Raw genomic sequence first — 13,674 nt, forward strand, 5'->3', positions numbered from 1 at the left:
ACAAGTAGTGTAGATATGTGCAATAAAATAATCGTTTCTTGTGAAACTAATCTCTTTCTTTGCTGTTTTTTGGGGTTGAAAGCTATCAGTTCTGGCTAAATCTTTTTAATCGTTAAAAAAGAGACATTCACGAAGTCTTATCGAGATTGTTTCTTTTTTTTTGTGTATCATTGCCACACAATATATTTACATAATAATAAGATGCTTATGAAAAGAATAGCTTTCGCTTTATTCGCCCTGCTGGTTTGTTTACCAACTTTGGTTTTTGCACAAGACAATAAAAGCAAATACTTAGCAGGAGCAGTGCCTGTGGTAGATGGCAGAATTGTTTTTTCCGAAAAGATAGACCTGCCCGGAGCAAGTAAAGAACAGATTTACGAACGTATGTACTCATGGGTAGACGAACGTATGAAAGCCAATAAAAACAATAGCCGTATTCTTCTTTCTGATAAAGAAAAAGGTCAGATAGTAGCATTTGGAGAGGAATATATTGTGTTTGCTTCTTCTGCATTATCTTTAGATCGTGCTTTCACAACCTATCAGATGGTAGTAGACTGCAAGGATGCTCAAACAGAAATAACCATTGAAAAGATACGTTTTGCCTATGAAAAAGAGAGGTTCCCTGCCGAAGAATACATCGTTGATGAGGTAGCACTGAATAAAGATAAAACAAAAATTATTCGTGGTTACTCCAAATTCAGAATCAAAACGGTAGACTTTGCCGATAATTATTTTGAGAAAGCAAAGACAGCTTTGGGAATAACTAAAGTTGTACCTGTGCAACAAGTTACTTATGTAGGTGCTGCAGCACCCACTACTGTAACCACACCCGAGCCAGTTGCCACATCTGCACCTGTCGCTGTGTCTGCTCCGGTTGCTACACCTGCTCCCGTGGTTGTTGCTGAACCTATGTATGTAGGAGGCGCAGATCTTTCGGGTTACAAAAAGCTTGACCCGCAACGTATTCCGGGTAACATTATTAAGATGCTAAATGAAGACTGGATGTTAATAACCGCAGGTACCGATGCCGGATTTAATATGATGACAGCCAGTTGGGGTGGTATGGGCGTGCTTTACGGAAAGCCGGTAACAATGTGTTTTATCAATCCTACTCGCTATACTTATCAATTAATGGAGAAGAACGATACCTATACACTAACATTCTATACAGAAGCATATCGTGATGCATTGAAATATTGCGGTACAGCTTCGGGAAGAAATGAAGATAAAGTGAAAGGTTCGGGCTTGACACCGATTACCACTCCTGATGGTAGCAAGGCATTCGCCGAAGCTTGGCTTGTTATTGAATGCCGCAAGTTGGTTTCGCAATCATTGAGTCATGATGCACTTGGAGATGAGAAGCTAAAAGAGCAGTGGATGGGTAAACAACTGCACAAGATGTATATTGGAGAAATTATAAATGTTTGGGTGAAGTAAGGCGTAAGCCTTACTTCTTATGTCTGTTTGCTCTTTTTTTTCTAATTTCCGCTTTCATCTTTGCTGCTCCCGAGCCAGATTGTCCGCGAATATAGGTTGCTTTCTTGGCTTTTGTCTTTATCTTCTCTTCTTTAGGCCCTTCGTTTTTGGCTTTTCCCTTAAAAACGATGCCTTCGGTCATGGCTTTCTCTATGCTCATAGCTGAATTTATAAACGATTTCTTCGACAAAGTTACAAACTTTTAAGTCGTTGCAACTAATTATTCCATTATCTTTGCCATCATACAATATTACCAATAGATGAATAAAGGAGTATTAACCGCCGATAAAGACCCTATGGGAGCTGCTATTGCCGAGTTTCACCAAACAAAAAAAGCAGGTCGGCTTCGTGTTTTCTCTTCGCAGTTTGAAGAAGATGAGATTCCCGTCAGACAGTTATTTCGCACTGTAGATAAGATGCCTCCATTAGAGCGAAAAGCTCTGAAACTTGCCACTGGCAGTGTGCTCGATGTAGGAGCGGGTAGTGGTTGCCATGCTTTGGCTTTACAAGAAGCTGGTTTGGATGTTTGTGCCATTGATGTATCGCCACTCTCGGTGCAGGTTATGAAAGAGCGTGGTGTAAAAGATGCTCGTCTTGTAAATTTGTTTGATGAAACTTTCGTTGACTCCTTTGATACTATTCTGTTGTTGATGAATGGTTCGGGCATTGTGGGCAAGATAGACAACCTACCTTTATTCTTTAAGAAAATGAAGCAATTGCTTCGCCCCTGCGGTTGCATTTTGATGGACTCGAGCGACCTGCGTTATCTTTTTGAGGAAGAAGACGGTAGCTTCCTGATAGATATTGCCGGCGATTATTATGGTGAAATTGATTTTCAGATGCAATATAAAGAGGTGAAAGGTGCAGTGTTCGACTGGTTGTATATAGACTTCCAAACACTCAGTCTTTATGCAGCCGAAAATGGCTTTGTTGTAGAGCTTGTTGCGGAAGGAAAACATTATGATTACCTAGCTAAAATAACCCTAAAATAAATAATGATGAAAAAAATATTTCTGCTTCTAACTCTACTGTTGTGGAGCTTCAGTTACCTGTTTTCTCAAGAGAAAGAACTTACGCTAAATATTTTTCATACTACCGACATTCATGGAAACTTCTTTCCATTTGACTTTATGAATAATCGTGAGAATAGAGGTGGCTTGGCACGTGTGAGTACATTTATCGCTGAAAAACGCGCAACGATTGGACGCGATAACTTCTTGTTGATGGAAGGTGGTGACTTATTGCAAGGGCAGCCGTGTGTTTATTACTACAATTTTATTGATACCACTTCTATTCATTTGGGGGCATCAACACTGAATTATATTGGTTATGACATTTCTGTGATGGGAAATCACGATATTGAAACAGGACATTCGGTGTACGACCGTTGGGTAGATAATTGTACCTTCCCGGTATTGGGAGCAAATATTCTTAAAACAGATGGAGAGCCCTATCTTCCTCCTTACGCCATGTTTCAACGAGGTGGCATGAAGGTTGCTGTGCTTGGAATGATTACTGAGGCAATACCCGCTTGGCTTCCCGAAAATCTTTGGACTGGTTTGCGCTTTGCCAATATTGAGGAGACAGCGAGAAAGTGGATTCCTATCATTAAAGAAAAAGAAAATCCTGATGTGGTTATTGCATTAATACACTCGGGTGTGAAGAGTTCTTCGCTTACAGGATTCGATGAAAATGTAGGTATGAAGATAGCGCAAAACGTACCAGGCTTGGATGCAGTTTTCTGCGGACACGATCACTCGTTGTTTTGCGAAAAAGTAGTGAACTGCGTAGGAGATTCGGTCTTGGTTATTGACCCGGCTAATAGTGGAAATCATATCTGTGATGTTACTGTTCGGGTGAAGAAAGCAGGTGAAAAGGTAATAGAAAAGACACTAAAGGGAGACTTGGTCGATATCTCTTCGCTTGAACCGGATGCAGCATATATGGAGCAGTTTTCCAAGAGCTTTGAAACGATCAAGAATTATGTAAATGCAGAAATTGGTGAGTTTACTAATGCAATTTCGGCACGCGAATCATTCTTTGGGCCTTCTGATTTCATTGATTTGCTACATACCTTACAGTTGAAAGTAGCGGATGCGGAGATTTCTTTAGTTGCGCCACTTTCGCAAAGTACATACATTGGCGCAGGTAAAATCTATATGCGCGATATGTTCAATCTTTATCGTTACGAGAACTTGCTCTACACCATGAATCTTACAGGAAAAGAGATTAAAGACGCTTTGGAATATTGTTATGGGATATGGACAAATCAAATGACTTCCCCCGACGACCATTTGCTGCTTATACAAAAAAACACGCGTAATGACCGTTATAATTTTATAAATCCTTCGTTTGGCTTTGACTCTGCTGCAGGTCTGTTGTATACAGTTGATGTGACTAAACCTGTTGGCGAAAAGGTAACCGTTGCAAGTATGGCAGATGGTACTCCCTTCTTGTTGGATAAAACTTATCGGGTAGCTGTAAATTCCTATCAAGGAAGTGGCGGCGCGGGAATTCTGACCGAAGGAGCTGGTATTTCACGCGAAGAATTGGATAGACGAATAGTTAAATCTACGGATAAAGACTTGCGCTACTATCTCGCCGAAGAGATAAAAAAACAGCAAATAGTACATCCACAACCATTGAATCAATGGCGCTTTATTCCCGAAGAATGGGTAAAACAAGCTTCGGAACGGGATTATAAATTGATGTTTGGCAATTATTAACTTAGAAAGCAATCGCGCAGTTCACCCATTCATTGTCAAACGTGGCATTGTATTTTTTATAAAAGTTTATTGCAGGCTCATTCCAGTCCAACACTTGCCACACCATACCTTGAAGTTTACGTTCTTTTGCTTCTACTATAAGGCGCTCAAATAGTTGGGCGCCTATTTTTTTACCACGCATCTGAGGGTCTACATAAATATCTTCGAGATACATTCGTTGACCTTTCCATGTGCTGTAACGAATATAGTATAGAGCAAATCCGTGAATAGTGCCTTCCTCTTCGGCTACAAACGCCCACCAAACGGGATTGTTGCCAAAGCCACTCTCCTCAAAATGAGATAGGGTTACGGTTACTTCTTCGGGTGCTTTTTCATACAATGCAAGTCCCTTTATCAGGGCTAACAGGCGCGGACAGTCTTCTTTTTCCGCGCGACGAATCTTTATTGCCGACATGATGTTGTTATAACTATTTTTACAGGTGGCTAAGATAAAGAAAAGAATAGGTATTATCATCATATAGATTAAAATATCCTTTGCGATCAAACAAAACGGCAATGAAATATGTTTAGTTTCCATTGAGTACCAAATACTTGATCTGAAACATTTAATAACTGAATATATGTATAACATGCACGCTAAATCGGGACAAGTTGTAATTTTGATTGCCCATCCCAACTTAAAAGAATCGGTAGTAAACAAGAGTTTGCTCGATACGGTTAAGGATATTGAAGGGGTGGCGGTTTACAACTTGTATGACGAAAAATTTAAAGAGTTTAATGTGGCGGAGTGGGGCACGATACTGTCTAATGCTTCGGCACTGGTATTACAATTCCCTATACACTGGATGTCGGCTCCCTATATGATGAAACGGTGGGAAGATGAAGTGCTGACGTATGTATCAAAAACTCCGGCAATAGCAGGAAAACCACTGATGGTAATTACTACTACTGGCTTCGACGAAAGCTGCTATCGCACCGGTGGTAAGTGTCAGTTTACTATTGACGAACTTCTTCGACCGTATCAGGCTGCTGCTATACATGCAGGTATGGTATGGACGACCCCTGTTGTGGTTTATGGTGATACTGAAGAAAACATGGGAAAGGTTATAGCTAAGGGTGCTACTGAATACAAAGAGCGTGTAGAAAGCCTTATTGAAAAAATGGAACTTCATATGAGTACAGCATGGTGGTAACACTACCTCTTACCTTATATCTCTTCAACTCTCTAGCTAAAGTAATTAACTGATCTCAATTAAACCTTTTTGAAAAAGCAAAGTCAAATAATTGTTTTCCATAATAAACAAAGTAATTTATAAACAAGACAATTATGAAGAAATTTGGCTTTTTAATGGCAGTGCTACTAGTTGCAGGAAACTTGATGGCACAACAACGTCCCGGTAGAAACATGGACCCGAAAGAACGCGCAAAAACAACCACCGAGCAAATGGTTAAGAGTTACTCCTTGGATGCAGACCAACAAGAGAAAGTGTATGCATTAAATCTTGAAATGGCAGAAGGCATGTCTAAGATAACTTCGGAAAATCGCGACGAAAGACGTGCACAAATGCAAAAGGTACAAGAAAATTACACCAAAAAGCTTAAGGAAGTGTTGACAGCCGAACAGTATGAAAAGTACGCAAAGGATGCTGAAGAAAGACGCCAACGACGAGGCGGTAACCGATCAAGAAATTAGTTCGTATGCTAGAGAGAGAGAAGATCAACAACTTCTCTCTTTTTTTTGAAGCCGGATGTAGCCAAAAGCAGACTTCAAAAGAAATGAAAGTGAACCCCGAAACGAACAAAAAAGAACCTCAAAACGAATGCAAATAAGCTTTGAAAAGTAGAACTTTTCAGTTTTACTAAAATGGCTTCAATCGCTTGTCTATTTCCGTTGCTTTTTGTTCCTTTGTGTGAATTAAAGAAGAGGAAATGAATAGTATTGCCCGAATTTTATTGTTGTTAGCTTTATTGCTAATCTTTTGTGGTTGCTCCAACAAAAGCAAATCCGAACAAAAAGATGCATATGTGCTGATGGAAAGCACTGTTGATGCGCATGGCTTGCAGAAGATGCAAGAATATAGAAACGAGTTGGAAGTAACGTTCAAAGGAAAGAATTATAAAGTGTTTTTGGCTCGTACACCAGATAGTTCGCTTCCACAAGTAAAGAGCGAAACGGGTGATATGTTTCTCGATAACAAGATAGAGTTGAAAATAACCCAAGGGGGTAGCAATATCTTTAGCAAAACCTTTAGAAAACAAGATTTCTCATCGGTTGTTGCAGCTTCTTTTATGAAGAATGCTATCTTGGAGGGTATGGTGTACAATAAAGTTTCTGCACAAGGTATTGTACTTGCTGCAAGTGTTAGCTACCCGCAAACAGATTTATATATTCCTATATCCATAACAATTACTGCCGAAGGAAAAATGACTATGGTTCGTGATGAGTTGCTGGATGAAATTTATTCCGAAGAATGAAATAAACCGTTTGTTGGCGAAAATTCTCACTGTATTCTACTTCATTTCTCACTGCTTTTTTGAAAAAAATCACTGAGAATTAGGTCAAAAATCACTGAGAAAATTACAGCGTGGAGTCATTGTTTAAAACGAAAAAAAATTGTCTATTTGGACAATCTTTTTCGTTGGGTGGCTAATGGGGTTCGAACCCACGACCTTCGGAACCACAATCCGACGCTCTAACCAGCTGAGCTATAGCCACCATGTTTTCTAATGCGGTGCAAAGATATAGATATTCTTTTATTTTACAACTATCTTGCGGGAATTTTCTATAAAGATTTTCATTTTTTCCTGCTCGTTAGTGCTTAATGAGTCTTGTGGATGGTATTCGGGTATTAAGGTATGAATCTTACGATTTTGCTGATTGGGGCGTGCTGTCCACACCAGAGTATGTGCATAATTAGCTATGCGCACCGTATTGTCTTTAACCAAATCCAATCTAAACATCATTCCACCATCTCTTCCCAGTAATGACATGTTGGAAATGAAATTGCCAAGTGAATAAACCACCATGTTTTGTTCTCCGCTCAGTGTATCGGTACGTAGCTCGTAAGGTTGTATCACATGTGGATGCGCACCGATAACATGATTAACTCCTTGTTCTATCAGCCATTTTGCTAATTCTTTTTGTGTTTTATTGGGCTGAGAGTTATATTCATCTCCCCAATGCATACATGCAATAATGACATCGGGGTTTTGTGTACGCGCTATTTCAAGGTCTTGCAAGATAACTTTTTTGTCGATGTAGTTAACAATACACGGCTGTTTGGGTACTAATCCGTTTGTACCGTAGGTATAGGCAAGAAGTGAAATGCGGAAATTGTTCTTTTCGAGTAAAAGCGGATACTGTTTTTTACGTGCAATGGAGTCAGTATATGTACCGGCATGAGGTATATTGAGCGAGTCGAGTATGCTAATAGTGCGATTGATGCCTTTGGTGGCACGGTCTAAAGAGTGGTTGTTGGCAGTGAGCAATACGTCAAAGCCGGCATCTTGAATAGCAAATACGAGTTCGTCGGGCGAACTAAAAGATGGATATCCCCGATAGGGTTTGCCTCCCAAAGTTACTTCCAAATTACCAATGGCGATATCTGCCTCGCTGATTTCTTCTTTTACGTAGCGAAAACATTCAAGGTAGTTGTAGCTTTGTCCTACTCTTGCAGCATCTATCTGTGCCTGATGTTGCATAATATCCCCAACAAACAGCAAAGAAATGCTGTCGGTTGAGGATATACTGTCTGTATTTATATCTCCTTCTCTATGTTTTTCTACCTGTTTTTCTCGTGTGATGCACGAGCAAGAGAGCAGCAATAAGAGCAAGAGAAAGAGCTGCTTCATTACTTGTAAATGGCTTTCTTGCCAGCAAGTAGTGTATTCTTCATCAGCGACACAATAGTCATAGGGCCAACGCCTCCCGGAACGGGCGTGATATATGAACACTTGGGGGCTACTTCGTCAAAAAGTACATCGCCGGTTAACTTAAATCCCGACTTGGTTTTGTCCGAAGGTACACGTGTGGTACCTACATCGATAACTACCGCGCCCGGCTTTACCATGTCTGCTGTAACAAAATTAGGTTGTCCCAGTGCCGCAATGATGATATCTGCTTCCTGGCATTCCTTTACTAAATCTTTTGAACGGCTATGACAAACGGTAACGGTTGCGTCTCCCGGGTAGCCTTTTTGCATCATCAGGGTAGCCATAGGTTTTCCTACAATGTTACTACGACCAAGTACAACACATTTTTTGCCCGAAGTCTGAATTTCATAACGTTTCAACAACTCCATAATTCCATTGGGAGTAGCAGATATATAACAAGGTAGTCCGATAGACATACGCCCTACATTAATAGGATGGAAACCATCTACATCTTTGCGATAGTCAATCGTCTCAATAACCTTTTGCTCGGAGATATGTTTGGGTAGTGGCAATTGAACAATAAATCCATCTACATCCGGATCGTTGTTCAGTTCCATTACTTTAGCTAATAGTTCGTCTTCTGTTACGTCTTCTTCATAGCGCACGAGCGAAGAATTGAACCCGCACGCTTCGCATGCTTTCACTTTAGCGGCAACGTAAGTTTCGCTACCTCCATCGTGTCCTACTAAGATGGCTGCCAAGTGCGGACGCTTGCCTCCGGTTGCTACAATTTGTGTTACTTCGGCTGCTATTTCTTGCTTTACTGTATCCGAAACAGCTTTTCCATCGATGAGTTTGTATGTTTTATCTTCCATAATCGTATGTTTTTATCTTCTCATTTTAGGCATTTTACCGGGCTTAGCAGTTGTAACCATTTTCATCATTTTGCGTGTCTGGTCAAATTGCTTCAACAAGCGATTTACATCTTGTATGTTTGTTCCGCTTCCTTTAGCAATTCTTGCTCTGCGTGAGCCATCAAGAAGAGCAGGGTTAGAACGTTCGGCAGGGGTCATGGATTGGATAATAGCTTCGATGCTTTTGAAAGCATTGTCGTCTAAGTCAATATCCTTAATTGCTTTACCTACACCCGGAATCATGGAAGCCAAATCTTTTAGGTTACCCATTTTTTTGATTTGTGCAATTTGCTTCATGAAGTCGTTAAAGTCAAACTGATTCTTCGCAATCTTCTTTTGCAGACGCTTGGCTTCTTCTTCATCGTATTGTTCTTGCGCACGTTCAACAAGCGAAACGATGTCTCCCATTCCAAGAATACGGTCGGCCATACGCGAAGGGTGGAACTGGTCTATGGCTTCGAGTTTTTCGCCGGTACCAACAAACTTAATAGGCTTGTTTACTACCGTACGTATAGAAAGCGCTGCTCCACCACGTGTGTCTCCATCCAATTTGGTTAGAACTACACCGTCAAAGTCAAGACGTTCGTTGAATTCTTTAGCTGTATTAACTGCATCCTGTCCGGTCATGGAATCTACGACAAATAGAATTTCATCCGGATTAATAGCTGCTTTGATGGCTGCGATTTCGTTCATCATCTGTTCGTCTACAGCAAGGCGACCGGCTGTGTCGACGATTACTAAATCGCATCCTTTGGTTTTGGCTTCCTTAATACCATTTACGGCAATAGCAACCGGATCTTTTGAATCCAGTTCGCAGTACATGGGTACTTCAATTTGTTCGGCAAGTATACGTAATTGCTCAATAGCTGCGGGACGATATACGTCGGCAGCAACCAACAACGGGCGTTTACCTTTTTTGCTTTTCAGCATTTTAGCAAGTTTGCCCGAGAAAGTGGTTTTACCCGAACCTTGTAACCCGGACATGAGGATAACAGCTGGTCTACCTTCAAGATTAAGTTCGGCTGTTTCGCCACCCATTAGTTGTGCCAACTCGTCGTGCACAATTTTTACTAAGAGTTGGCTGGGTTTCACGGCAGTTAGCACGTTCTGCCCTAAGGCTTTTTCCTTTACGGTATCGGTAAATGTTTTGGCTACTTTGTAGTTCACGTCGGCATCAAGCAATGCTTTGCGAACATCTTTGAGGGTTTCGGCAACGTTGATTTCGGTAATCTTTCCTTCGCCTTTCAGAATCTTAAAAGATCTCTCTAATCTATCACTTAAATTATCAAACATATCGGGATTTATTTATTTCTTACTTCGAGGACGCAAATTTAAGAAAAACCCCGCAAAGTTAAATCCTTTTGTTTTGCCAATTTGCTTTCTTGAGGTAAATAATACTGGTTATTAAGAGCATGGAGTAATAAACAATCTCGCTGGTGAAGCAAATTTCTACCGGTTGGCGCAGATAAGATCCAACAAAGAGAATGTAAAGTACATAAAAGACAAGTGTAAAACACTCTAAATATAGTGCGGGAAGTGTGTTGCCTGTGCCCGATATGCTATTGAACACTACATTGGAAACCGATGCTATCAGCATGGCAAAGCTAATCACATAGATGGATGGTACGCAGTCTTGAATAAGCGAAGCATCATTGGTATAAATAGAGAGAATCGTCTGAGGAAATAATGCCATCAACCCCGCCATTACCAACATAATTGCTAATGACATCGTTGCAATTCGCTTCACTAAATTGATAACCTGCTTAATTCCTCCCGCCCCAATAGCATTACTCACCAAACTGTTGGCTGTGGTTGCAAGTGAATTAACCGGGATAAATAATATGATGTAAATGCTTCGTACGATATTTGCAATAGCCAACTCACGCTGCCCAATACGTTCCACCACTACAAAGAATACAAAGAAAGTACCCATTGAAAGGAAGTATTGAAGCATGGTAAAACAAGAGATATTCAAAATGCGCCCGAGCAGCTTAAAATCAATCGAAGTAAACTTATTCAATCCGTATTTCTTGAAGTCTACTGTTATATATGTGTATATTAGGAAGAATAGCATTGAACTTGCTTCGGCAATAACAGAAGCAATAGCTGCTCCTTCTACACCCATAGCCGGACATCCAAACTTACCAAATATCATGACATAGTCTAACCCTACATTGGTTATTGCCATAATGATGGCATTAATAGTCATTACTTTTGTACGGGTAATACCGATGTAGAATGCTCGGAATATTACATTACCGAAAGAAAAGAAGAAACCAAGGATACGCCAGTTGAGGAAACTCATCGTGGAATCGTAGATTTCTTCGGACGAAACCAATAAATACATGATGTTCCCACCAAACAGACGGCTCATGGTATAAAGGAAGGCAGCCAGCACCAACAAGAACAAGCTTCCTTGAATCATGACAGGTCCTACCTGCGCATAGTCTCCTTCTCCATTACGACGGGCAATAACAATTTGCGAACCTACACTAAAACCGAATGCTATTGTAAAGATGCAGATGTAGAAAAGCCCGCCCATCGCTGAGGCGCCGAGTGCAACTTCGCTGACATGTCCCAGAAAAGCTGTGTCGGTAACATTGATAATGTTTTGGGCAAGTAGACTTAAGAGTATAGGATAGCTAACACTCCAGATTCTTTTATTATTGTACATATAAAGGGCTTACATTTTAGAAAGCGCAAAGGTGCGTTTTTTATTCGGATGCTTGCAATGGATGCGAAATAACGATTGATGGTCCGCTTGTTTCGTTTATAATCAACTTGTATACTCCCCGGAAACGCTCAAAGAACATACGGTTGATTTCATTGCGAATAATAATCTCCTGTGTTTGCAACTCAGGGTCGGCAAGAGGAGTATTAAGAACTTCCAATAAAACATTTTTGTGGTCTTTTGAAAGCTTTATTTTTACCGTAATGGTACGTTCTTCTTTAATTTCTTCGTTTGAATAGGTGAATAAACTAAGCAGTGCGCCTATAAAGCGGGTGCTGTCTGTTTGTACATTGATTTCTTGTTGCGGATCTTTTTCAATGTTTATCTGTATTAACCCTTTATTCTTTGAGTTAGCCATGTAAAGTGCATCATTGCACAAATTGGATATTTCGTACTCGGATACAGTGTACTTCATCATGCCGGATTCCAAACGTGATAAGTCTAATACATCGTTTACCAATCTCATTAATTCATCCGAATTCTTCTTGATAATAGCTGCGTACTCTTTACGTTGCTCATCCTCCATGTCTGGGTCGGCAGCTATAAGCTGCGAAAAACCAACCACGTTATTAAGCGGTGTGCGGATGTTGTAACTCATATTAGACAAGAAGCGGTTTTTTATCTCATTGGTTTCCTCAGATGCTTTCATCGCTTCCTTTACATGTTCTTTGGAAGCTTTGAGCGACCTGCGTACTATAAATGCGCGGATGATAAAGGCTAATAATAAGGCAAAGATGGTAGCAATACTTGCAAGCACAATTTGTTGTCGTTGGTTTATAACAATCTCTTGTTCCATCATCAACTTGTTTACGTTGTAGATTTCTTGGATTTGCACCATCTGTTTATTGGATACGCTATAGCTAAGCGAGTCCTTGCGTTGTGCAAGAAACTGATATACAGCAATAGCATCGCTATAATTCCCTGCTTCTGCGAGGATTTTTGCTTTTGTAGACAGCAACTCAGTGGAATTCTCTTCGAGTCCGGCCTCTTTTAGAATGTTAATGGCTATATCAATACTTTCCAGTGACTTAGTATATTCCTTTGTTTTACAATAAAACGTTGCTTTCAGCTCATAAAACTGACCTTTGTACATATAGAATGAGTTCTCATTAATAAGCTCGTCTGCTTTTTTTATGTGTACTAAGGCTTTGGAAAGATCATTCTTTTCTTTAAGGTAATAATAAGCATTATATATTTCTACAAAGGCATATATGTTATTGTAAGATTCGCTGAAAGTAGTTTCGGCAATGTGTTTGTCGAGCATTTCTTTAAGCAATGTGTTGTACTCCATCATTTTGTTGTAGTCATTGGTATGATAGCTTGCCATTACCAGTACACCTAATAAATGAAGTCTGTTGGTGGAGTTTTCTTCTTTAGGTAAAAGTTTGTAAGCTTCTTCCAGTTCTTTTTTACCTTCTTCCCAGCGTCCCGTAGAGGAGTACGCTGTGGCAAGTGAAGTCTTGGCTGTGATAATCCCGTTTGTGTTTCCCATCTTCATGGCCTTTTCTTGTGTTCTTAAGGCATTATTGATGGAGAGTTCAAAATTTTCGTCGAAAATGTGTAGGTTATTGCGTACCATTTGTACCTCAAAGTACAAATCCCACAAGCCTAATTCTTCTGCAATAGGTTCTAGTATGTTAGCATAGTATAGCGTACTGTCTGTTTGTTGCCTATTGTAGTAATATATAGCACCAAAATAGGCTGCGCGACATTTATAATAGTCATTTTTCATACGCTCTGCCTCGTTCATCCATTGCTGTACAGTTTGTATTCCTTCGGGAGTACCTTGTTTAATAATAGCCAACTGGTTGTATAGACTTAACCGCAGTGTGTCGCCTACAGGAAGAGTTTTGATTAGGTTTTCCAAGCTATCGATATTATTATTCGTTTGCGCGCTGTAAGCCGATAGCTGAATTCCTATTATGATGGTTATGATGAGGATAAATCTGTTCAT

Annotated in this window: 13 protein-coding genes and 1 tRNA gene; 6 read left to right on the forward strand and 8 right to left on the reverse strand. The window is 40.2% G+C overall.

Annotated elements, in window-relative coordinates:
- Positions 1–207 precede the first annotated feature (207 nt).
- Positions 208–1,437 carry a DUF4468 domain-containing protein gene (locus tag D0T50_RS00720; protein ID WP_163220964.1) on the forward strand — a complete coding sequence of 410 codons (1,230 nt, stop codon included), beginning with the start codon at positions 208–210 and terminating at the stop codon, positions 1,435–1,437.
- 10 nt (positions 1,438–1,447) lie between these two features.
- On the opposite strand, the gene D0T50_RS00725 is transcribed toward D0T50_RS00720, so the two are convergent.
- Positions 1,448–1,636 carry a hypothetical protein gene (locus D0T50_RS00725; RefSeq protein ID WP_163220966.1) on the reverse strand — a complete coding sequence of 63 codons (189 nt, stop codon included), beginning with the start codon at positions 1,634–1,636 and terminating at the stop codon, positions 1,448–1,450.
- 100 nt (positions 1,637–1,736) lie between these two features.
- Here D0T50_RS00725 and D0T50_RS00730 point away from each other — a divergent pair, with 100 nt between their 5' ends.
- Both D0T50_RS00730 and D0T50_RS00735 read left to right on the forward strand, forming a co-directional pair.
- Positions 1,737–2,468, forward strand: a complete 732-nt coding sequence (locus tag D0T50_RS00730; RefSeq protein WP_163220968.1) for a bifunctional 2-polyprenyl-6-hydroxyphenol methylase/3-demethylubiquinol 3-O-methyltransferase UbiG — start codon at positions 1,737–1,739, stop codon at positions 2,466–2,468.
- Positions 2,469–2,474: 6 nt separating this feature from the next.
- Positions 2,475–4,202, forward strand: a complete 1,728-nt coding sequence (locus tag D0T50_RS00735; protein WP_163221300.1) for a bifunctional UDP-sugar hydrolase/5'-nucleotidase — start codon at positions 2,475–2,477, stop codon at positions 4,200–4,202.
- Position 4,203: 1 nt separating this feature from the next.
- Here D0T50_RS00735 and D0T50_RS00740 read toward each other — a convergent pair whose 3' ends face one another.
- Positions 4,204–4,719 (reverse strand): GNAT family N-acetyltransferase, encoded by a 516-nt coding sequence (locus D0T50_RS00740; protein ID WP_203558153.1) that lies wholly within the window; start codon positions 4,717–4,719, stop codon positions 4,204–4,206.
- A gap of 112 nt (positions 4,720–4,831) precedes the next feature.
- Here D0T50_RS00740 and D0T50_RS00745 point away from each other — a divergent pair, with 112 nt between their 5' ends.
- The 3 genes from D0T50_RS00745 (at position 4,832) to D0T50_RS00755 (ending at position 6,677) form a co-directional block, all read left to right on the forward strand.
- Positions 4,832–5,395: an NAD(P)H-dependent oxidoreductase gene (locus D0T50_RS00745; protein WP_163221302.1), complete on the forward strand. Its 564-nt coding sequence runs from the start codon at positions 4,832–4,834 to the stop codon at positions 5,393–5,395.
- Positions 5,396–5,529: 134 nt separating this feature from the next.
- Positions 5,530–5,895, forward strand: coding sequence for a DUF4890 domain-containing protein (locus tag D0T50_RS00750; RefSeq protein WP_163220970.1), 366 nt, complete (start codon positions 5,530–5,532; stop codon positions 5,893–5,895).
- A 236-nt stretch (positions 5,896–6,131) separates the two neighbouring features.
- Complete coding sequence (locus D0T50_RS00755) at positions 6,132–6,677, forward strand: DUF4738 domain-containing protein (RefSeq protein ID WP_163220972.1); 546 nt, start codon at positions 6,132–6,134, stop codon at positions 6,675–6,677.
- A gap of 167 nt (positions 6,678–6,844) precedes the next feature.
- On the opposite strand, the gene D0T50_RS00760 is transcribed toward D0T50_RS00755, so the two are convergent.
- The 6 genes from D0T50_RS00760 to D0T50_RS00785 all read right to left on the reverse strand — a co-directional run bounded on the left by D0T50_RS00760 (position 6,845) and on the right by D0T50_RS00785 (position 13,674).
- Positions 6,845–6,918: transfer RNA gene (locus tag D0T50_RS00760), tRNA-His, on the reverse strand.
- A 38-nt stretch (positions 6,919–6,956) separates the two neighbouring features.
- Positions 6,957–8,054 carry a CapA family protein gene (locus D0T50_RS00765; RefSeq protein WP_163220974.1) on the reverse strand — a complete coding sequence of 366 codons (1,098 nt, stop codon included), beginning with the start codon at positions 8,052–8,054 and terminating at the stop codon, positions 6,957–6,959.
- Positions 8,054–8,950 carry a bifunctional methylenetetrahydrofolate dehydrogenase/methenyltetrahydrofolate cyclohydrolase FolD gene (gene folD, locus D0T50_RS00770; RefSeq protein ID WP_163220976.1) on the reverse strand — a complete coding sequence of 299 codons (897 nt, stop codon included), beginning with the start codon at positions 8,948–8,950 and terminating at the stop codon, positions 8,054–8,056. The genes D0T50_RS00765 and folD overlap by 1 nt, the downstream gene beginning before the upstream one ends.
- 12 nt (positions 8,951–8,962) lie before the next feature.
- Positions 8,963–10,282: a signal recognition particle protein gene (ffh, locus tag D0T50_RS00775; protein ID WP_163220978.1), complete on the reverse strand. Its 1,320-nt coding sequence runs from the start codon at positions 10,280–10,282 to the stop codon at positions 8,963–8,965.
- A gap of 58 nt (positions 10,283–10,340) precedes the next feature.
- Positions 10,341–11,663, reverse strand: coding sequence for an MATE family efflux transporter (locus tag D0T50_RS00780; protein ID WP_163220979.1), 1,323 nt, complete (start codon positions 11,661–11,663; stop codon positions 10,341–10,343).
- Positions 11,664–11,703: 40 nt separating this feature from the next.
- Positions 11,704–13,674, reverse strand: coding sequence for a HAMP domain-containing sensor histidine kinase (locus tag D0T50_RS00785; protein WP_163220981.1), 1,971 nt, complete (start codon positions 13,672–13,674; stop codon positions 11,704–11,706).

It is taken from the genome of Bacteroides sp. 214, assembly GCF_010501015.1.
In the GTDB taxonomy this organism is placed as follows: Bacteria; Bacteroidota; Bacteroidia; order Bacteroidales; family Bacteroidaceae; genus Bacteroides.